At 39.4% G+C, this 19305-nt stretch carries 19 protein-coding genes and 1 pseudogene; 16 read left to right on the plus strand and 4 right to left on the minus strand.

Translation table 11 applies throughout. The features are described 5' to 3' along the window. Nucleotides 1–141: 141 nt before the first annotated feature. The 6 genes from WKI23_RS08465 (at nucleotide 142) to WKI23_RS08490 (ending at nucleotide 5593) form a co-directional block, all read left to right on the plus strand. Nucleotides 142–1461 (plus strand): CapA family protein, encoded by a 1320-nt coding sequence (locus WKI23_RS08465; RefSeq protein ID WP_368079610.1) that lies wholly within the window; start codon nucleotides 142–144, stop codon nucleotides 1459–1461. Nucleotides 1462–1482: 21 nt separating this feature from the next. Further along, the gene (locus WKI23_RS08470) at nucleotides 1483–2310 is read left to right on the plus strand and encodes an HAD family hydrolase (RefSeq protein WP_368079611.1); all 828 of its coding nucleotides are present in this window, start codon (nucleotides 1483–1485) and stop codon (nucleotides 2308–2310) included. Nucleotide 2311: 1 nt separating this feature from the next. Next, a complete protein-coding gene (locus tag WKI23_RS08475) occupies nucleotides 2312–2947 on the plus strand; it encodes an SGNH/GDSL hydrolase family protein (protein WP_368079612.1) in 636 nt (211 codons plus the stop codon). Nucleotides 2948–3030: 83 nt separating this feature from the next. Then, the gene (locus WKI23_RS08480; RefSeq protein WP_368079613.1) at nucleotides 3031–3756 is read left to right on the plus strand and encodes a CppA N-terminal domain-containing protein; all 726 of its coding nucleotides are present in this window, start codon (nucleotides 3031–3033) and stop codon (nucleotides 3754–3756) included. Then, the gene (locus WKI23_RS08485; protein ID WP_368079614.1) at nucleotides 3753–4688 is read left to right on the plus strand and encodes a serine hydrolase domain-containing protein; all 936 of its coding nucleotides are present in this window, start codon (nucleotides 3753–3755) and stop codon (nucleotides 4686–4688) included. The genes WKI23_RS08480 and WKI23_RS08485 overlap by 4 nt, the downstream gene beginning before the upstream one ends. Before the next feature lie 8 nt (nucleotides 4689–4696). Next, the gene (locus WKI23_RS08490; protein WP_368079615.1) at nucleotides 4697–5593 is read left to right on the plus strand and encodes a DMT family transporter; all 897 of its coding nucleotides are present in this window, start codon (nucleotides 4697–4699) and stop codon (nucleotides 5591–5593) included. Between the two features lie 44 nt (nucleotides 5594–5637). On the opposite strand, the gene WKI23_RS08495 is transcribed toward WKI23_RS08490, so the two are convergent. Continuing rightward, on the minus strand, nucleotides 5638–6336 hold the full coding sequence (locus tag WKI23_RS08495; protein WP_033683857.1) for a GntR family transcriptional regulator: 699 nt from the start codon (nucleotides 6334–6336) through the stop codon (nucleotides 5638–5640). 141 nt (nucleotides 6337–6477) lie between these two features. On the opposite strand from WKI23_RS08495, the gene guaA reads away from it, so the two are divergent. After that, entirely contained in the window at nucleotides 6478–8040 is a 1563-nt protein-coding gene (gene guaA / locus WKI23_RS08500; protein WP_000065711.1) for a glutamine-hydrolyzing GMP synthase, read from the plus strand. A 75-nt stretch (nucleotides 8041–8115) separates the two neighbouring features. On the opposite strand, the gene WKI23_RS08505 is transcribed toward guaA, so the two are convergent. Together WKI23_RS08505 and WKI23_RS08510 are read right to left on the minus strand one after the other, a co-directional pair. Further along, nucleotides 8116–9306, minus strand: coding sequence for a site-specific DNA-methyltransferase (locus tag WKI23_RS08505; RefSeq protein WP_368079616.1), 1191 nt, complete (start codon nucleotides 9304–9306; stop codon nucleotides 8116–8118). After that, complete coding sequence (locus tag WKI23_RS08510) at nucleotides 9303–10121, minus strand: ApaLI family restriction endonuclease (RefSeq protein ID WP_368079617.1); 819 nt, start codon at nucleotides 10119–10121, stop codon at nucleotides 9303–9305. The genes WKI23_RS08505 and WKI23_RS08510 overlap by 4 nt, the downstream gene beginning before the upstream one ends. Before the next feature lie 361 nt (nucleotides 10122–10482). Here WKI23_RS08510 and WKI23_RS08515 point away from each other — a divergent pair, with 361 nt between their 5' ends. From WKI23_RS08515 to WKI23_RS08550, 8 genes and pseudogenes are all read left to right on the plus strand, one after another. Continuing rightward, nucleotides 10483–11769, plus strand: a complete 1287-nt coding sequence (locus WKI23_RS08515) for a U32 family peptidase (RefSeq protein ID WP_368079618.1) — start codon at nucleotides 10483–10485, stop codon at nucleotides 11767–11769. 320 nt (nucleotides 11770–12089) lie between these two features. Further along, on the plus strand, nucleotides 12090–12299 hold the full coding sequence (locus WKI23_RS08520; protein ID WP_368079619.1) for a helix-turn-helix transcriptional regulator: 210 nt from the start codon (nucleotides 12090–12092) through the stop codon (nucleotides 12297–12299). Further along, a complete protein-coding gene (locus WKI23_RS08525; protein WP_368079620.1) occupies nucleotides 12289–12777 on the plus strand; it encodes a DUF6773 family protein in 489 nt (162 codons plus the stop codon). The genes WKI23_RS08520 and WKI23_RS08525 overlap by 11 nt, the downstream gene beginning before the upstream one ends. A gap of 115 nt (nucleotides 12778–12892) precedes the next feature. Then, entirely contained in the window at nucleotides 12893–14353 is a 1461-nt protein-coding gene (locus WKI23_RS08530; protein ID WP_368079621.1) for a nicotinate phosphoribosyltransferase, read from the plus strand. Beyond that, nucleotides 14350–15174 (plus strand): ammonia-dependent NAD(+) synthetase, encoded by an 825-nt coding sequence (nadE, locus tag WKI23_RS08535; protein ID WP_368079622.1) that lies wholly within the window; start codon nucleotides 14350–14352, stop codon nucleotides 15172–15174. Before WKI23_RS08530 ends, nadE begins: the two co-directional genes overlap by 4 nt. Nucleotides 15175–15383: 209 nt before the next feature. Then, complete coding sequence (locus tag WKI23_RS08540) at nucleotides 15384–15932, plus strand: GNAT family N-acetyltransferase (RefSeq protein WP_368079623.1); 549 nt, start codon at nucleotides 15384–15386, stop codon at nucleotides 15930–15932. 396 nt (nucleotides 15933–16328) lie between these two features. Continuing rightward, nucleotides 16329–16922 (plus strand): annotated as a pseudogene (locus WKI23_RS08545) (G5 domain-containing protein); the annotation flags it as partial. A gap of 162 nt (nucleotides 16923–17084) precedes the next feature. After that, on the plus strand, nucleotides 17085–17315 hold the full coding sequence (locus WKI23_RS08550) for a hypothetical protein (RefSeq protein ID WP_368079624.1): 231 nt from the start codon (nucleotides 17085–17087) through the stop codon (nucleotides 17313–17315). A 33-nt stretch (nucleotides 17316–17348) separates the two neighbouring features. Here the strand turns inward: WKI23_RS08550 and queA are convergent, their stop codons facing one another. After that, the gene (queA, locus tag WKI23_RS08555; RefSeq protein ID WP_368079626.1) at nucleotides 17349–18377 is read right to left on the minus strand and encodes a tRNA preQ1(34) S-adenosylmethionine ribosyltransferase-isomerase QueA; all 1029 of its coding nucleotides are present in this window, start codon (nucleotides 18375–18377) and stop codon (nucleotides 17349–17351) included. 150 nt (nucleotides 18378–18527) lie between these two features. On the opposite strand from queA, the gene WKI23_RS08560 reads away from it, so the two are divergent. Beyond that, nucleotides 18528–19235, plus strand: coding sequence for a glucosamine-6-phosphate deaminase (locus tag WKI23_RS08560; RefSeq protein ID WP_368079625.1), 708 nt, complete (start codon nucleotides 18528–18530; stop codon nucleotides 19233–19235). The last annotated feature ends 70 nt before the right edge of the window (nucleotides 19236–19305 follow it).

Here is a 19305-nt window from a genome sequence, read left to right on the forward strand (position 1 = left end):
GGCTAGCTTCCTAGTTTGCTCTTTGATTTTCATTGAGTATGAATTGAACATCCTATCTATTTTCTATAAATCCTAAAGGCTGTAATACTTTCAATCCTTGTCATTTTGTGTTATCATGTAGAGGTAATGAAAGGAGAGAAAATGCAAAGAAGACAAGATAGAAATCAGGGTGGTTTAGCTTTTCGTTTTATGAAGGGCTTGGTAAACTTTTTTAGGAGTTATCGCAGGTGGAGCAATAAAGGATTTGTGGCGGTACTCTTGCTAGCAGTTGCTTTATCAATGGGCTTGGTCTTGTTGTTTGAAAGTTTCCAAGGCATGCCTCTGACCAGTCAAAAACGAGATACTATTTCTCAAGAAGGGACTAAGCAAAAGTCTCAGGAGCAGGAAGAGGAAAAATCTGCTAGAATTATGGCCAACGGAGATTTGCTCTACCACGATGGACTTTTCTTTTCAGCTAAAAAAGAAGACGGTACCTATGACTTTCATGAGAATTTTGAGTATGTGACACCTTGGCTTAAGCAAGCAGATTTAGCTATTGGTGATTTTGAAGGAACCATTAATAAGGATCATTATTTAGCAGGTTATCCTCTCTTTAATGCTCCTGCTGAAGTTATGGATGCCATTAAGGATGCAGGTTATCATGTGCTGGATTTAGCTCATAATCATATTTTGGATTCGCAAATTGAGGGAGTTATTTCAACGGCCGATATTATTGAGAAAGCTGGAATCACTCCAATCGGAGTTTATACGCATGAACCACGTGATCAGGCTCCGCTGGTCATTAAGGAAGTGAATGGTATCAAGGTTGCACTATTAGCCTATTCCTATGGATTCAATGGAATTGAGCAGTATATTTCTCAGGAAGACTATAATCGTTATCTTTCAGATTTAAACGAAGATAAGATGAAGGCTGAAATTGAACGGGCAGAGAAGGAAGCAGATATCACCATTATCATGCCTCAGATGGGTGTTGAGTATCGATTGGAACCAACTGAAGAACAAAAAGCTCTTTATCACAAGATGATTGATTGGGGGGCGGATATCATCTTTGGAGGGCATCCTCACGTTGTTGAACCATCTGAAACGGTTGAAAAAGATGGAGAAAAGAAACTCATTATCTATTCAATGGGGAACTTCATTTCCAATCAACGAATTGAATCTATGGGAGATGAAGAAAATGCTAAGTGGACTGAACGTGGCGTTCTCATGGACGTGACCATTAAGAAGAAGGATGGAAAAACAACTATCGGAACAGCTAAAGCTCATCCTACTTGGGTCAATCGAACACCAAAGGGAACCTTTTCACCAGAAGGCTATCCTTTATATCATTATCAAACCTATATCTTGGAAGATTTCATCGAGGGTGGCAGTCATCGTGACCAATTAGATGAAGCGACTAAGGAACGAATTGATACATCCTATAAAGAAATGAACGAACATGTAGGATTGAAGTGGGATTAGCTTGAATTCAGAGGAAAGAAAATGACGATTAAGGTAATTGCGACAGATATGGATGGGACCTTGCTGGATGCTAGAGGTCAGCTGGATCTCCCACGCTTGGAAAAGCTTTTAGATCAGTTGGATCAAAGGGGAATTCGTTTTGTCATCGCGACGGGCAATGAAATTCACCGCATGAGGCAACTACTGGAGCACTTGGTGAATCGAGTGGTTCTGGTTGTTGCCAACGGTGCTCGTATTTTTGAAAACAACGAATTGATTCAAGCTCAGACTTGGGATGATGCCATTGTCGATAAAGCTTTGGCTCATTTCGAGGGGCGAGCGTGTCAAAATCAATTTGTTGTAACGGGTATGAAGGGTGGTTTCGTCAAGGAAGGAACGATTTTTACAGACCTTGAAAGTTTTATGACTCCAGAAATGATTGAAAAATTCTACCAACGGATGCATTTTGTAGATGAATTAACATCCGACCTCTTTGGTGGTGTGCTCAAGATGAGTATGGTTGTTGGTGAGGAACGTTTGAGTTCGGTTTTGGAAGAAATCAATGACCTCTTTGATGGTCGTGTCCGAGCTGTATCCAGTGGCTATGGTTGCATTGATATCCTTCAAGCTGGAATTCATAAAGCATGGGGCTTGGAAGAATTACTCAAGCGCTGGGACTTGAACCCCCAACAAATCATGGCTTTTGGTGACAGTGAAAATGATGTTGAAATGATTGAAATGGCTGGAATTGCCTATGCGATGGAAAATGCTGATGATAAGGCCAAAGCTGTTGCGACGGCTCTAGCGCCAGCCAACAGCCAAGGCGGAGTTTATCAAGTCTTGGAAAACTGGTTAGAAAAAGAAGAATGAAGTGGCAGTACAGTTATTAGAAAATTGGCTCCTAAAGGAACAAGAAAAAATCCAAACCAAGTATCGTCACTTAAATCAGGTTTCTGTTGTAGAGCCAGACATTCTTTTTATTGGGGATTCCATTGTCGAATATTATCCTCTGCAGGAACTATTTGGGACTGCAAAGACGATTGTCAATCGAGGCATTCGAGGTTATCAGACAGAGCTGTTACTTGAGAACCTCGATGCGCATCTGTACGGTGGAGCAGTAGATAAAATTGTCCTTTTGATTGGGACAAATGATATCGGAAAAGATGTACCTGTGAATGAGGCTCTCAATAATCTCGAAGCGATCATTCAATCCATTGCTCGCGATTATCCACTGACAGAGATTAAATTGCTTTCCATTTTGCCAGTCAATGAAGGAGAGGAGTACAAGCAGACAGTCTATATCCGCTCGAATGAAAAAATTCAGAGATGGAATCAAGCCTATCAAAAGCTTGCGTCGGCCTATATGCAGGTGGAATTTGTGCCAGTTTTTGATAGTTTGACAGATAAAGCGGGCCAACTCAAAAAAGACTATACTACTGATGGATTGCACCTCAGTGTTCCCGGTTATCAGGTTTTGACAAAAGCCTTGAAAGATTATCTTTACTAAATAGCTAAATAATGTTAAATTTGAGCATAATATCTTGTAAAAAATTCTAAAATCCTTTAAAATAAAAAGTGACGGAGGAATTTATGAATGTGAATCAAATTGTACGGATTATTCCTACTTTAAAAGTTAATAATAGAAAATTAAATGAAACATTTTATATTGAAACCCTTGGAATGAAGGCCTTGTTAGAGGAGTCAGCCTTTCTGTCACTAGGGGACCAAACGGGTCTTGAGAAGCTGGTTTTAGAAGAAGCTCCAAGTATGCGCACTCGTAAGGTAGAGGGAAGAAAAAAACTAGCTAGATTGATTATCAAGGTGGAAAATCCCTTGGAAATTGAAGGACTCTTATCTAAAATAGATTCGATTCATCAATTATATAAAGGTCAAAATGGCTACGCTTTTGAAATTTTCTCACCAGAAGATGATTTGATTTTGATTCATGCGGAAGATGACAGAGCAAGTCTAGTAGAAGTAGGAGAAAAGCCAGAATTTCAAACAGATCTGGAGTCAATTTCTTTAAGTAAATTTGAAATTTCTATGGAATTACACCTCCCAACGGATGTAGATAGTTTCTTGGAACTATCTGAAATTGGGGCGTCACTTGATTTTATCCCAGCACAGGGGCAGGATTTGACTGTGGACAATACGGTTACTTGGGACTTATCTATGCTCAAGTTCCTGGTCAATGAATTAGACATAGCAAGTCTTCGTAAGAAGTTTGAGTCTACAGAATATTTTATTCCTAAGTCTGAAAAATTCTTCCTTGGTAAAGATAGAAATAATGTTGAATTGTGGTTTGAAGAAGTATGAAGCGGACCAAGATTATTAAAAAGATAGAAGAACAAATCGAGGCAGGGATTTATCCCGGAGCCTCTTTTGCGTATTTTAAGGACAATCAATGGACGGAGTTCTATTTAGGCCAGAGTGACCCAGAGCATGGCTTGCAGACTAAGGCAGGACTGTTTTATGACCTAGCTAGTGTCAGTAAGGTTGTTGGGGTTGGCACAGTTTGTACCTTCTTGTGGGAAAACGGTCAATTAGATATTGACAGACCAGTAACCGACTTTTTATCTGAAAGTGATTATCCAGACATTACTATTCGCCAGCTCTTAACTCACGCAACAGATCTTGATCCGTTTATTCCCAATCGAGACCTTTTAACAGCTTCTGAATTAAAGGAAGCGATGTTTCATCTCAATAGACGAAGTCAGCCAGCCTTTCTTTATTCGGATGTCCATTTTTTGCTGTTAGGTTTTATCTTGGAAAGAATCTTTAATCAAGATCTGGATGTGATTTTGCAGGAGCAAGTTTGGAAACCTTGGGGAATGAAGGAAACCCAGTTTGGGCCAGTTGAGCTCGCTGTTCCAACAGTTAGAAGTGTAGAGGCAGGTCTGGTACATGATCCCAAGGCTCGTCTCCTGGGCAGACATGCTGGTAGTGCTGGTTTGTTTTCGACTGTAAAGGATTTACAAATCTTTTTAGAACACTATTTAGCAGATGATTTTGCAAGAGATTTGAGTCAAAATTTTTCTCCTTTGGATGACAAGGAACGTTCTTTGGCATGGAATTTGGAGGGAGATTGGCTAGACCATACGGGCTATACAGGTACCTTTATCATGTGGAATCGCCAGAAGCAAGAAGCGGCTATTTTCCTATCAAATCGTACCTATGAAAAGGATGAGAGAGCTCAATGGATTTTAGACCGCAATCAAGTGATGGACTTGATTCGTAAAGAAGAGTAAGGAGAGATATGTCAAACAGTTTAAAAGGGACTCTATTAACAGTTGTGGCTGGTATTGCTTGGGGCTTGTCAGGAACGAGTGGTCAATACTTGATGGCACACGGAATTTCGGCTCTGGTCTTGACTAACTTACGACTTTTAATCGCTGGTGGTATTCTCATGCTCTTGGCTTATGCTGCTGCAAAGGATAAAATGCTGGCCTTTTTAAAGGATAGAAAGAGTTTGCTGTCTCTTCTTATTTTTGCTCTAATTGGTCTATTTCTCAACCAATTCGCCTATCTAACTGCTATTCAGGAGACCAATGCAGGAACCGCGACGGTGCTTCAGTATGTTTGTCCTGTTGGGATTTTGATTTATAGCTGTATCAAGGATAAGGTGGCGCCGACGCTGGGAGAGATAGTTTCCATCATATTAGCCATCGGAGGAACCTTCCTTATTGCAACTCATGGACAACTGGACCAGTTATCCATTACACCTGCAGGTCTGTTCTGGGGTCTCTTTTCTGCTCTGACTTACGCTCTTTATATCATTTTGCCCATAGCCTTGATTAAGAAGTGGGGGAGCAGCTTGGTCATTGGTGTGGGAATGGTCATAGCAGGTTTGGTCGCCCTTCCTTTTACAGGAGTTCTAGAGGCTACTATCCCAACTAGTCTTGATTTTCTCTTTGCATTTGCGGGCATTATCTTTATTGGAACTGTCTTTGCCTATACAGCCTTTCTAAAAGGAGCCAGTCTGATAGGACCGGTTAAGTCAAGTTTGTTGGCTTCAATTGAACCAATCTCGGCGGTTTTCTTTGCCTTCCTAATCATGGATGAACAATTTTATCCTATTGATTTTCTTGGTATGGCAATGATATTGTTTGCTGTAACCCTGATTTCTTTGAAAGATTTACTATTAGAAAAATAAAAAGACTCTTTGTCGTCCGTGACAGAGAGTTTTTGCGTAGTAATCTAATTATTTTCAAGATAAAATTCAAAACGTTCGCCTACATATTGACTTTTTACGTATTCAAAAGCAGTACCATCTTCTAGGTAAGAAACCTGAGTTAAACCAAGAATAGCGTGTCCTTTTTCAACTTCTAAATAGTGGGCAATTTTTTCTTTAGCAAGGCGAGCATAGATAGTCTGATGTGATTTACCGATACGGTAGCCGTGTTTTTGTAGAGTCTGGAAGAAATGACTAGTGATTTCTTCTTTTTTAAAGTCCTTAATGAATTTTTCAGGAATAGAAGCCACTTCATAAACCAGAGGAACTTGGTCGGCATAGCGGACCCGCTCCATTCGGATAATATTTTCGGTAGGAGAAATTCCTAGCTTGGCAACTTCCTGCTCATTGGGAATGGTTTTTCTGTAGGAAATGAGCTGGCTAGAGGGAACTTTACCTTGGGACTTAACAATTTCAGTAAAACTGGTTGTCCCTCTCATCTTTTCTTGTACACGTGTACTGGATACAAAGGTTCCACTTCCTACACGGCGCTCTAAGACGCCTTCTTCGACTAATAGAGATACGGCTTGGCGGAGGGTCATGCGGCTGACCGCAAACTGCTCTGCTAAATCTCTTTCACTGGGAAGCCTCTCACCAATAGCCCAACGGTGCTCGTCAATATCCTTTTTAATCTGATCATGGATTTTCATATAAGCAGGTAGCATATTTTTCACTTCATTTCTATCTTTTCTCTATTGTACCTCAATAAACTAGAAAAAGTCAATCTTCGCCTTGTTTAGTTGGTAATTCGCCCTTATTTGTGATAGAATATTGGAAAAAGATATTTCTTTTGAGAAAGGAAAAAGATGAGCAACATTTCAACTGATTTGCAAGATGTAGAAAAAATCATCGTATTGGACTATGGAAGTCAGTACAACCAGCTGATTTCACGCCGTATCCGTGAGATTGGTGTTTTTTCAGAACTAAAAAGCCATAAAATTTCAGCTGCTGAAGTTCGTGAAATCAATCCTGTGGGAATCATCCTTTCAGGTGGTCCAAACTCTGTGTACGAAGATGGTTCATTTGATATTGACCCAGAAATCTTCGAACTCGGAATTCCTATTTTGGGAATTTGTTATGGTATGCAGTTATTGACCCATAAACTTGGAGGAAAAGTTGTCCCTGCAGGTGACGCTGGGAATCGTGAATACGGTCAATCAACCCTAACTCACACACCATCAGCGCTTTTTGAATCAACACCTGATGAACAGACTGTTTTGATGAGCCATGGTGATGCGGTTACTGAAATTCCTGCTGACTTTGTTCGTACAGGTACATCAGCTGACTGCCCATACGCAGCCATCGAAAACCCAGATAAACACATTTACGGTATCCAATTCCACCCAGAAGTTCGTCATTCTGTATACGGAAATGATATTCTTCGTAACTTTGCCCTTAATATTTGTAAGGCTAAAGGCGACTGGTCAATGGATAACTTCATTGATATGCAGATCCAAAAAATTCGTGAAACAGTTGGTGATAAACGTGTCCTTCTTGGCCTTTCAGGTGGGGTTGACTCATCTGTCGTTGGGGTTCTTCTCCAAAAGGCTATTGGCGATCAATTGATCTGTATCTTCGTAGACCACGGTCTTCTTCGTAAAGGGGAAGCAGACCAAGTTATGGACATGCTTGGTGGTAAGTTTGGTTTGAATATCGTCAAAGCAGATGCTGCTAAACGTTTCCTTGACAAACTTGCCGGTGTTTCTGATCCTGAGCAAAAACGTAAAATCATCGGTAACGAGTTTGTCTATGTCTTTGATGATGAAGCAAGCAAGCTCAAAGATGTGAAATTCCTTGCTCAAGGAACTCTTTATACAGACGTTATCGAGTCTGGTACGGATACGGCCCAAACTATCAAGTCACACCACAACGTTGGTGGTCTTCCAGAAGACATGCAGTTTGAATTGATTGAACCACTTAACACTCTTTACAAGGACGAAGTTCGTGCCCTTGGTACAGAGCTTGGTATGCCAGATCATATCGTATGGCGCCAACCATTCCCAGGACCAGGTCTTGCTATCCGTGTCATGGGTGAAATCACTGAAGAGAAACTTGAAACCGTTCGTGAATCAGATGCTATCCTTCGTGAAGAAATTGCCAAAGCTGGTCTTGACCGCGATATCTGGCAATACTTCACAGTTAATACAGGTGTTCGTTCAGTTGGGGTTATGGGTGACGGTCGTACGTACGACTACACAATTGCTATCCGTGCTATCACCTCTATCGATGGTATGACAGCTGATTTCGCTAAAATTCCTTGGGATGTCCTTCAAAAAATCTCAGTACGTATCGTAAATGAAGTAGATCACGTTAACCGTATCGTCTACGATATTACAAGTAAACCACCTGCAACAGTTGAGTGGGAATAATTTTAAACTAACAAAAAATGCTTTGAAATTAGTGTTTCAGAGCATTTTTTGTTCTTTCTGTAAATAATTTGCAAACTATAGTAACTGTTGACTTTTACTTAACCATTTTTCGATGGTAAGTTCAAAATGGTCAATTACTATTATATTTTCAGGAATCGTATCAAAATCAAATAATAAATTATCTGAATGAGTTTTTATAACTACTCCAAAATCAAGTTTTTTAGAGTTTATAGCATTCTGTAATAAAGAGATACTTTCATTCAGGCATTCATTATTTTTTTGAATTTTTATAGGTATCGGTTTTTTTTGAAAATGTTTAGGTAAAAAACCATCAATTCCTTTATTTCTTTGAACAATTTTTGCCTGTAATAATTTAAGAATGTTTTCCTCTTCCTCAGTTTTGGTTCTATATGCTTCGATTCCTTTATTCAATAAATTTGAACTTGTTTTTATAACATTTTCCAGACGTTGCTGAGTTATATTGATAGCTTCCTCAGATAAATCAATCCCCATATAATTTCTATTCAAAATCTTGGAGGCTACTAAAGTAGTTCCACTTCCACAGAATGGGTCTAAAACTATATCATTTTTATCAGTAGCAATCTTTATAATTTGTTCTAATAACAGAATAGGCTTTTGTGTAGGATAACCTACTCTTTCTTTAGCTTTTGGATTAAGAAATGGTATATTCCAAACATCTGAAAGGGGAACTCCATTTTTCTCTTTTGCTAGAATATAGTTACCATTATTATCAACTTTATATATAGTTTTAGAGTTTCCATCTCGTTTTCGTTCCACTAGTATTTGGTCGATATTTGTAGTAGAAGAATACTCTGTAAAAATTGTATTAAATTTAAAATCTTTTGACTTTGAATAAAAGTAAATGTTTTGATGATTGTTCAATAATCCCTTTTTTGAATTAGACCACCGTTTATAGTTCCATATAATTTCGCTTTGAAACATATCTGCTCCAAAGACATTATCTAAAATTAATCTAATATGATGATTTGCAATTTTATCACAATGAACGAAAATACTGCCACTATTTTTTAGCACTCTTTTGCATTCTTCTAATCTTACAGACAAAAATTCTTTGTAATCCTCAATCGAAGTCCATGTATCTTCAAATGAATACATAATATTTTTGTTATTAGATAATTTTTGGGTTTTCTGTGTAAAGAAAGGAGGGTCCATATAGATTAAATCAATACTTGAGGATTCAATAGTTTTTAATATTTCTAAGTTATCTCCTTTTAATACTGTCATTTTGATTTTACCCCTGTTTTTTTATCTGCAATATCTGTTAGAATACTAAGTAAATCAATACCGGTCACTGCTTTTAAATGTTCCCAGGCAGAATCTCCATAATAATATTGCCCTCCAATACCGTTATACAAAGTTTCTAAAGTTTGCTGAATTTTTATAGCTTGAGTTCTATTTGGATAGTAGAACATTAACCGAATTGGTATATATCCTTTGTTATGAATAACTTTTATTCTAGTGTGTTCTTTAGTTATATGGTCTCCATCTGTAGTTGCATCCCGCCATTTTATTTCGTATGCGTGTTTTTCTTCAACTAAACAATCAATTTCAAAAGTTTTAGGTTTGGTACCTTCAGAATTAGGAATTTTAACTTTTTTAGCATTTTCTGTACCAAATTTTTCGTTAAAGCATAGTACTGCAGCTTCTTCTAAAAATGAACCAGCATATTTGTATAAAAAACGACCTTTATTTTGATACAAATCGATATTTTCTCCTTCTTCAAATGAAATACCTAAAACTCTGTATATCAAATAATGGCTCTTATTATCTTTTGCCATTTCACGAACTCTCTTTTGAACTTTGATGTTTAAGTTATCAGAATATTTCTTAGCTAATTTTTCGATTTTTTCTTTTAATTCGGTCATTTCTATCCCCTTGTTATAAATAAAATTATAGCTATATCTATTATAACATGGTTTAATAAATTCTTTGAGCATTTTTCTTTTTAAATATTGATTGTTTCTAAAAGTTCTAGTAATATTGCTATTTCCCATTTTTCCACATATGTTATTCAACTTACTAGCTACTTCTCTATTCATATTTGGGTATAAAACAACAAATCAATTCTAACAGTTTTATATCAGAACAATAAATAAAAAAGCGATATTCTAGGCTGTATCAATCCTTTTACATTATATGAGCAATAGAGTGGGAGTAGTCATCTAAGGACTCATTTATGTATTTTTACTAGCCAGTATCTTTGGGTACTGGTTTTTACTTTTCTAGACTTTTTGACTACCTGTTAAAACTGGGTTAATTTTCGACAGTTTAACAGTTATTATGCAAAGTCTAAAAGATTAGAATTGTCAAAACAATCTGTCTAGGCTTGATTTTATGGCTTATTTACTATAAAATGAGAAGGAAAAACGTCAAACTTTTATATTGCAAATAGGAGAAAACATGACAAAAACATTAAAACGTCCTGAGGTTTTATCACCTGCAGGGACTTTAGAGAAGCTAAAGGTAGCTGTTCAATATGGAGCAGATGCTGTCTTTATCGGTGGTCAGGCCTATGGTCTCCGTAGCCGTGCCGGAAACTTTACCTTTGAACAGATGGAAGAAGGAGTCCAGTTTGCGGCCAAATATGGAGCTAAGGTCTATGTGGCTGCCAACATGGTTATGCACGAAGGAAATGAAGCTGGTGCTGGTGAGTGGTTCCGTAAACTACGTGATATCGGCATTGCGGCAGTTATCGTGTCTGATCCTGCCTTGATTATGATTGCAGCGACAGAAGCACCAGGTCTTGAAATCCACCTCTCTACCCAAGCAAGTGCCACTAACTATGAAACTCTTGAGTTCTGGAAAGAACTGGGCTTGACTCGTGTCGTTTTGGCGCGTGAGGTTTCGATGGAAGAGTTAGCTGAAATTCGCAAACGTACAGATGTTGAGATTGAAGCCTTTGTCCACGGAGCCATGTGTATTTCTTACTCTGGTCGTTGTACTCTTTCCAACCACATGAGTATGCGTGATGCCAACCGTGGTGGTTGTTCTCAGTCTTGCCGTTGGAAGTACGATCTTTACGATATGCCATTTGGTCAAGAACGCAAGAGCTTGAAAGGTGAAATTCCTGAAGAATTTTCAATGTCAGCCGTTGATATGTCTATGATTGACCATATCCCAGATATGATTGAAAACGGTGTAGACAGTTTGAAAATTGAAGGTCGTATGAAGTCTATTCACTACGTATCAACAGTAACCAACTGCTACAAGGCTGCTGTGGATGCCTATCTTGAAAGTCCTGAAAAGTTTGAAGCTATCAAACAAGATTTGGTGGACGAAATGTGGAAGGTTGCCCAACGTGAATTGGCTACAGGTTTCTACTACAGTACACCATCTGAAAATGAGCAGTTGTTTGGTGCTCGCCGTAAAATCCCTGAGTACAAGTTTGTTGCTGAAGTGGTAGCTTATGATGAAGCAACCCAGACAGCAACTATTCGTCAACGGAACGTTATTAACGAAGGCGACCAAGTAGAGTTTTACGGCCCAGGTTTCCGTCATTTTGAAACCTATATTGAAGATTTGCACGATGCCAAAGGCAATAAAATCGACCGCGCCCCAAATCCAATGGAACTATTGACTATTAAGGTGCCACAACCTGTTCAAGCTGGAGACATGGTTCGAGCTCTTAAAGAGGGGCTTATCAATCTTTATAAGGAAGATGGAACTAGTGTCACAGTTCGAGCTTAATGTAGTTGTTTAGTTTTAAAAAATTATGCAAAGCTCCATATACAACACTTAAACGAGATTAAAGAATGGCGAAATCCCTTGTGGTGCAAGGGGTTAGCTGTTCTTTTTTCTTTTTTTAAGTGATAAAGTCAAGAAAAGAAGTGATGTCGTCGATATTTTGAAATCCTATATTTAGACTCAAAACTCTCTATCTTTTTGTGGTAGAGTTTTTTTGTTAATAAAATTTTACAAAATGACATTTATATATTGCATTAAGTTAGATATATGGTATAATGTTGTTGAAAAGAGGCGCAACTTTTAAAATTAAAAGGAGGACGCAGGTGGCTAAAAATATAAAATTAAAATTAGCTCGTGTGGAGCTTGATTTAACACAAGGTCAACTGGCAGAGGCTGTCGGGGTGACGCGCCAGACTATTGGTTTGATAGAGGCGGGGAAATACAATCCCAGTCTCTCGCTCTGCCAGTCCATTTGCAGATGTTTAGGCAAAACTTTGGATCAATTATTTTGGGAGGAAGAAGATGAAAAATAGATTTTTTTATTATCAATTACTAGACGAAAGAGAAGAACAATTGATCAATAAAGCGGGGGCTGAAAGTTTCTATATCTCTATAGCTTTCTTGCTTTTATCTTATATGATTGCAGTATTAGCACCAAGTCTTTTTAATCCGAGAATGATTCTCATCATTATCATTATTGGAACTTTTTACTTTTTCGGCCGTGCTCGAGATTTGGGTGTGAACTACTATAGTCGTTTTCATTTTACGATTTTGGGTTGTTTTTGTCTAACCTTGGCTATTACGGCTCTTTTGATGTTACAGAATTATCAATTCAACATAGAAATTTATCAGCACAATCCTTTGAACGTTAAATACCTATCTGCTTGGGCAATTACTTATGTCATTTACCTTCCCTGGGTCTTTATTGGCAATCTTGGTCTTAAGAGCTATGGCGAATGGGCTCAGAAAAAGTTTGAACAAGATATGGATGAACTGGAGAGTGGTGAATAGCTTGTTACTCTTTTCTCAATCCAGCTAAAATGTGATATAATAGTACTAATTTATTGGAATACATGAAAGTTTTTGAAAATTTTCATGTATTTCTAGTTAAGGAAGTAGGAAAAGTATGTATCCAGATGATAGTTTGACATTGCACACGGACTTGTATCAGATTAACATGATGCAGGTTTACTTTGACCAAGGGATTCACAATAAAAAGGCGGTCTTTGAGGTGTATTTCCGCCAACAGCCTTTTAAGAATGGCTATGCGGTTTTTGCAGGTTTGGAAAGAATTGTGAGTTATCTTGAAGACTTGCGTTTTTCAGATAGTGATATTGCCTATTTGGAGTCTCTAGGCTATCATGGGGCATTCTTGGACTACCTCCGCAATTTCAAGTTGGAGCTGACCGTTCGTTCTGCCCAAGAAGGGGACTTGGTTTTTGCTAATGAACCGATTGTGCAAGTTGAAGGCCCTCTAGCCCAATGTCAATTGGTCGAAACGGCTCTTTTGAACATCGTCAACTACCAGACCTTGGTGGCTACTAAAGCAGCTCGTATTCGTTCAGTCATTGAAGATGAACCTTTAATGGAGTTTGGAACACGTCGGGCTCAAGAAATGGATGCGGCTATCTGGGGAACACGCGCAGCGGTGATTGGTGGTGCCAATGGAACTAGCAACGTGCGTGCTGGTAAGCTCTTTGATATTCCTGTTTTGGGGACCCATGCCCATGCCTTGGTACAGGTTTATGGCAATGACTATGAGGCTTTCAAGGCTTATGCTGCGACCCACAAAAATTGCGTTTTTCTTGTGGATACCTATGACACCCTTCGTATCGGTGTGCCAGCGGCCATTCAGGTGGCGCGTGAACTGGGCGATCAGATTAACTTTATGGGTGTGCGGATTGACTCTGGGGATATTGCCTACATTTCTAAGAAAGTCCGTCAGCAACTGGACGAGGCTGGATTTACAGAGGCTAAGATTTATGCTTCTAATGATCTAGATGAAAATACCATCCTCAACCTCAAGATGCAAAAGGCCAAGATTGATGTCTGGGGCGTGGGTACCAAGCTGATTACAGCCTATGACCAGCCAGCTCTTGGGGCAGTTTACAAGATTGTTGCAATCGAAGATGAAAATGGGAAAATGCGCAATACCATCAAGCTGTCTAATAATGCGGAAAAAGTGTCGACGCCAGGTAAGAAGCAGGTGTGGCGCATTACCAGTCGTGAAAAAGGCAAGTCAGAAGGTGACTACATCACTTATGATGGTGTGGATGTGAGCGACATGACAGAAATCAAGATGTTCCATCCGACTTATACATACATCAAGAAGACCGTTCGTAATTTTGATGCTGTTCCTCTCTTGGTGGGTATTTTCAAAGACGGGAAATTGATTTACAACCTGCCTAGCTTGACTGAGATTCAGGATTATGCTCGTAAGGAATTTGACAAGTTGTGGGATGAGTACAAGCGCGTGCTGAATCCTCAACATTATCCAGTGGATTTGGCGCGTGATGTATGGCAAGACAAGATGGACTTGATTGATAAGATGCGCAAGGAAGCCCTTGGTGAAGGAGAAGAAGAATGAGTTTGCAAGAAACGATTATCCAAGAACTGGGTGTGAAACCAGTGATTGATGCCCAGGAAGAAATCCGTCGTTCCATTGATTTCTTAAAAAGATACTTGAAAAAACATCCCTTCCTTAAAACCTTTGTACTAGGGATTTCTGGAGGACAAGACTCAACCTTGGCAGGTCGATTGGCCCAATTAGCTATGGAAGAACTGCGAGCAGAGACAGGAGATGACAGCTACAAATTTATCGCTGTCCGCCTGCCTTATGGAGTGCAAGCCGATGAAGCAGATGCTCAAAAAGCCCTAGCTTTCATCCAACCAGATGTCAGCTTGGTGGTGAATATCAAGGAATCAGCAGACGCCATGACAGCTGCAGTTGAAGCAACAGGTAGTCCTGTTTCAGATTTTAACAAGGGCAATATCAAGGCTCGTTGCCGTATGATTGCTCAGTATGCCCTTGCTGGTGCCCATAGCGGAGCGGTCATTGGGACAGACCATGCTGCGGAAAATATCACAGGTTTCTTTACCAAGTTTGGTGACGGTGGTGCGGATATTCTTCCTCTTTACCGCCTCAATAAACGTCAAGGAAAACAACTTTTGCAGGAACTTGGTGCAGACCCAGCCCTTTATGAAAAAATCCCAACAGCAGACCTAGAAGAAGACAAACCAGGCTTAGCTGACGAAGTGGCTCTCGGAGTCACTTATGAAGAGATTGACGACTATCTAGAAGGCAAAACAATCAGCCCAGAAGCTCAAACAAGAATCGAAAACTGGTGGCACAAAGGCCAACACAAACGCCACCTACCAATCACCGTATTTGATGACTTTTGGGAGTAAAAAGGTCCGGGGGACCTTTTTAGCTTCTTGCCTTGAAATTCGAGAGCAAGAATAACCTCCAGTGGAGGTTTTTAGCCTCTCACCTAGAAATGAGAAAGTGAGAGAAGGTCCAGTGGGCCTTTTTAGCTTATTACCTTGAAATTAAAAAGTAAAACAAATTTCAATGGAGATTGGACAGAGAATCATCTATCAGAAAGTGAGGTAGTATCGTGAAATCTATCGGTACACAAATATTACAAACAGAACGTTTGATTTTAAGAAGATTTGTGGAGAGTGATGCAGAAGCCATGTTTCAGAATTGGGCTTCATCTGCTGAGAATCTAACCTACGTCACCTGGGATCCCCATCCTGATGTCGAAATCACTCGAAACTCGATTCGCAATTGGGTTGCTTCCTATACCAATCCCAACTATTACAAATGGGCCATTTGTCTCAAAGAAAATCCAGAGAAAGTGATCGGAGATATCAGCATCGTTGAAATGGATGAGAATGATTCTTGTTGTGAAATTGGGTATATTTTAGGAAAAAACTATTGGGGTCGTGGTATGATGACGGAGGCCTTGAAAGCTGTGTTAGACTTTTGTTTTACTCAAGCAGGCTTTCAAAAAGTCAGAGCTCGTTACGCCAGTCTTAATCCAGCTTCTGGTCGTGTCATGGAGAAGGCTGGAATGTCTTATCTAAAAACTATTACCAATGGTGTGGAGAGAAAAGGCTATCTTGCGGATCTTATTTATTATGGTATAAGTAGGGAAGACTAGTGAATTTTTTCTGTTTCCATCTAAGTCAACTATTTATTGTAAATATAATAATTGGCATCCCAAGCTTATTTACAACTTTAAAATAGCATATTGATTAGTACAAGACAGATGTTCTAGTTCCTTCTTTAATCTTGTTTAGTATTAGTTAAAAAATCGCTTTGTAGTAACTTTTAGAAGGAGGATGTAATGGCAAAATCTAATCCCAATAAGCGCTAAGCATTACGTAAACTCGGAAAGATTTTTGGTTCTGTAATAATCGGGCTAACTTTATTTTTAGGAGGAATCTTGAATACAAGTTTTGTTCATGCTGATTGAACAGGAGTGACATTTATTAAAGACGATACCCGCCGTAAAGGAGAGGAACCGGAGACTGATGTTGATGAAGTAGGAAATATTATCGTTAAAGTTCCAGCTAAGGATAGTGTTGAAACAAAGGCTATTCCAATCGAAACAGAATATCTCGATGACCCAACTCTTGATAAAGGTCAAGAAGTAGAAGAAGCAGGAGAAATTGGTGAAATTACGCTTACTACAACCTATGCTGTAGATGAAGAAGATGGGACAGTCACTGAGCATACCTCTCGTCAAACAAGAAAAGAGATGGTAAAAAGACGTATAAGGAGAGGTACGAGAGAACCTGAAAAAGTTGTTGTTCCTAAGAAATCATCTATTCCTTCGTATCCTGTATCTGTTACATCTAATCAAGGAACAGATGCAGCAGTAGAACCAGCTAAACCAGTTGCTCCAACAACAGGCTGGAAACAAGAAAACGGTATGTGGTATTTCTATAACACTGATGGTTCCATGTAGACAGGTTGGCTACAAAATAATGGTTCATGGTACTACCTCAACAGCAACGGTTCTATGAAAGCCAATCAATGGTTCCAAGTTGGTGGTAAATGGTATTATGTAAATGCATCGGGTGAGCTAGCGGTCAATACAAGTATAGATGGCTATAGAGTCAATGATAATGGTGAATGGGTGCGTTAACAGATTCCTCCCTGCGACACAATTGATAATAGTATGTCTGAATATATAATTATGTATAAAAAGCTATAGATAAGATCATCTTATAGCGACTATAAAAAAGTGAACAAGCCTAGTCTTCTGTAAATTAGAATTCAGGTTTGTTCACTTTTTGTTTAATACTCAATGAAAATCAAAGAGCAAACTAGGAAACTAGCCGCAGGTTGCTCAAAGCACTGCTTTTGGGTTGTAGATAGAACTGACGAAGTCAGCTCAAAACAGTATTTTGAAGTTGTAGATGAAACTGACGAAGTCAGTAATCATACCTACGACAAGGTGACGTTGACGCGGTTTGAAGAGATTTTCGAAGAGTATAATTCTTTATCTATGACAAAACGCATACTATCAAGGTTTTAATGCCTGATAATATGCGTTTTTTGATTATGTAAATCAATAGATAAACATGGCATCGCCAAAACTGAAGAAGCGGTAGTGTTCTTGGATGGCATGGTGGTAGGCCTCTAAGACTAATTCACGGCCTGCAAAGGCAGAAACTAACATGACCAAAGTTGATTTTGGCAGGTGGAAGTTGGTTGAGAAGGCATCCACGACCTTCCATTGGTAACCAGGTTTGATAAAGATGTTGGTCCAGCCAGAATCTGCTTGGATTTGCCCATCAAACTTGGAACCAATAGTCTCCAGTGTGCGGATAGAAGTGGTTCCAACAGCGATGACACGACCACCATTTTCTTTAACAGAGCGAAGGGTGGCAGCTGCTTCTTCAGAAAGCTGATAGAATTCTGAGTGCATTTCGTGTTCGTCCAGATTATCCACAGAAACAGGTCTAAAGGTTCCGAGCCCGACATGGAGAGTCAAATAGACCAGATGAACACCCTTGGCTTGGATTTCTGCTAGCAGTTCTTTGGTGAAGTGCAATCCAGCAGTCGGTGCAGCAGCAGAGCCACTTTCCTTGGCGTAGACGGTTTGATAACGTTCACGGTCATCCAGTTTTTCGTGGATATAAGGTGGCAGAGGCATTTCTCCCAGACTTTCCAAGACTTCTAGGAAAATTCCTTGGTACTCAAAGCGGACAATGCGGCCCCCGTGGGTCAATTCCTCCGTAACGACAGCGCTGAGGCGACCATCACCAAAGCTGACACGAGTACCAACCTTGAGACGTTTGGCAGGTTTTGCCAGAACTTCCCACTCATCTCCAGCAGTGTTTTTTAGGAGGAGAAGTTCCACATGACCCCCAGTTTCTTCCTTTTGACCATAAAGGCGGGCAGGGAGAACGCGAGTATCATTCATAACAAGGGCATCACCAGGTTCCAGCATATCAATAATAGAGTGGAAGTGTTTATCCTGCATTTCTCCAGTTTCCCGGTTGACGATGAGGAGTTTAGAGGAATCCCGTTTTTCAAGGGGTGTTTGGGCAATCAATTCCTCTGGTAAGTGGAAATCAAAATCAGCTGTATTCATATATCTGTTCATTCTTTCTAAGTTCTAATCTTATCCATTATAACATGTTTCAAGTATAGTCGCTCTTTTTTTAGAAATTAAATCGTTTTCACTTGACAAAAATTGGTCTATACCATATAATAAATATAGATTAAAACGGAGGATGAAAAGATGAAAGTTATTAAAGTTGAAAACCAAGTTGAAGGTGGAAAAGTTGCGTTTGAGATTTTGAAGGAAAAGTTGGCAAATGGTGCTCAAACATTGGGACTTGCGACAGGAAGCAGTCCGCTTGAATTTTACAAGGAAATTGTTGAGAGTGACCTTGATTTTTCAAATCTAACCAGTGTCAACCTTGATGAGTATGTAGGCCTTGATGGGGACAACCCACAGTCTTATCGTTACTTCATGCAAGAAAACCTGTTTAACCAAAAACCATTTAAAGAAAGTTTCTTGCCTCGTGGGGTTAAGGACAATGCTGAAGTTGAAGTTGAACGTTACAACCAAATTTTGGCTGACCATCCAGTTGACCTCCAAATCTTGGGAATCGGTCGCAATGGACATATCGGATTTAACGAACCTGGCACTCCATTTGACAGTCAAACGCATCTAGTAGAGCTTGACCAGTCTACTATCGAAGCCAATGCTCGCTTCTTTGATAAAATTGAAGATGTTCCAACCCAAGCCATTTCAATGGGGATTAAAAACATCTTGGATGCCAAGTCAATTATTCTCTTTGCTTACGGTGAATCAAAAGCAGAAGCCATTGCCGGAACAGTGTCTGGTCCAGTGACTGAGAACCTCCCAGCAAGTAGCCTGCAAAATCACCCTGATGTGACGATTATTGCGGATGCTGAAGCGCTCAGCTTACTTGAAAAATAAAAAGCAATGTTCTATTGAACGCTTTCAACTCTTGTATAAATGTAATAAAAAATCAAAAATTAACCGCATT

This window comes from Streptococcus pseudopneumoniae (genome assembly GCF_038148955.1).
Taxonomy (GTDB): domain Bacteria; phylum Bacillota; class Bacilli; order Lactobacillales; family Streptococcaceae; genus Streptococcus; species Streptococcus pseudopneumoniae_T.

Excerpts from the sequence above, each read along its gene's own strand:
- WKI23_RS08505 (WP_368079616.1), bottom strand. The coding sequence starts at position 9,306 with ATGACAGTATTAAAAGGAGATAACTTAGAAATATTAAAAACTATTGAA.
- WKI23_RS08550 (WP_368079624.1), top strand. The coding sequence starts at position 17,085 with ATGAAAATCAAAGAGCAAACTAGGAAACTAGCCGCAGGTTGCTCAAAG.
- WKI23_RS08470 (WP_368079611.1), top strand. The coding sequence starts at position 1,483 with ATGACGATTAAGGTAATTGCGACAGATATGGATGGGACCTTGCTGGAT.
- WKI23_RS08560 (WP_368079625.1), top strand. The coding sequence starts at position 18,528 with ATGAAAGTTATTAAAGTTGAAAACCAAGTTGAAGGTGGAAAAGTTGCG.
- WKI23_RS08495 (WP_033683857.1), bottom strand. The coding sequence starts at position 6,336 with ATGCTACCTGCTTATATGAAAATCCATGATCAGATTAAAAAGGATATT.
- WKI23_RS08485 (WP_368079614.1), top strand. The coding sequence starts at position 3,753 with ATGAAGCGGACCAAGATTATTAAAAAGATAGAAGAACAAATCGAGGCA.
- WKI23_RS08525 (WP_368079620.1), top strand. The coding sequence starts at position 12,289 with ATGAAAAATAGATTTTTTTATTATCAATTACTAGACGAAAGAGAAGAA.
- queA (WP_368079626.1), bottom strand. The coding sequence starts at position 18,377 with ATGAATACAGCTGATTTTGATTTCCACTTACCAGAGGAATTGATTGCC.
- WKI23_RS08510 (WP_368079617.1), bottom strand. The coding sequence starts at position 10,121 with ATGAATAGAGAAGTAGCTAGTAAGTTGAATAACATATGTGGAAAAATG.
- WKI23_RS08465 (WP_368079610.1), top strand. The coding sequence starts at position 142 with ATGCAAAGAAGACAAGATAGAAATCAGGGTGGTTTAGCTTTTCGTTTT.
- nadE (WP_368079622.1), top strand. The coding sequence starts at position 14,350 with ATGAGTTTGCAAGAAACGATTATCCAAGAACTGGGTGTGAAACCAGTG.
- WKI23_RS08515 (WP_368079618.1), top strand. The coding sequence starts at position 10,483 with ATGACAAAAACATTAAAACGTCCTGAGGTTTTATCACCTGCAGGGACT.
- WKI23_RS08490 (WP_368079615.1), top strand. The coding sequence starts at position 4,697 with ATGTCAAACAGTTTAAAAGGGACTCTATTAACAGTTGTGGCTGGTATT.
- guaA (WP_000065711.1), top strand. The coding sequence starts at position 6,478 with ATGAGCAACATTTCAACTGATTTGCAAGATGTAGAAAAAATCATCGTA.
- WKI23_RS08480 (WP_368079613.1), top strand. The coding sequence starts at position 3,031 with ATGAATGTGAATCAAATTGTACGGATTATTCCTACTTTAAAAGTTAAT.
- WKI23_RS08530 (WP_368079621.1), top strand. The coding sequence starts at position 12,893 with ATGTATCCAGATGATAGTTTGACATTGCACACGGACTTGTATCAGATT.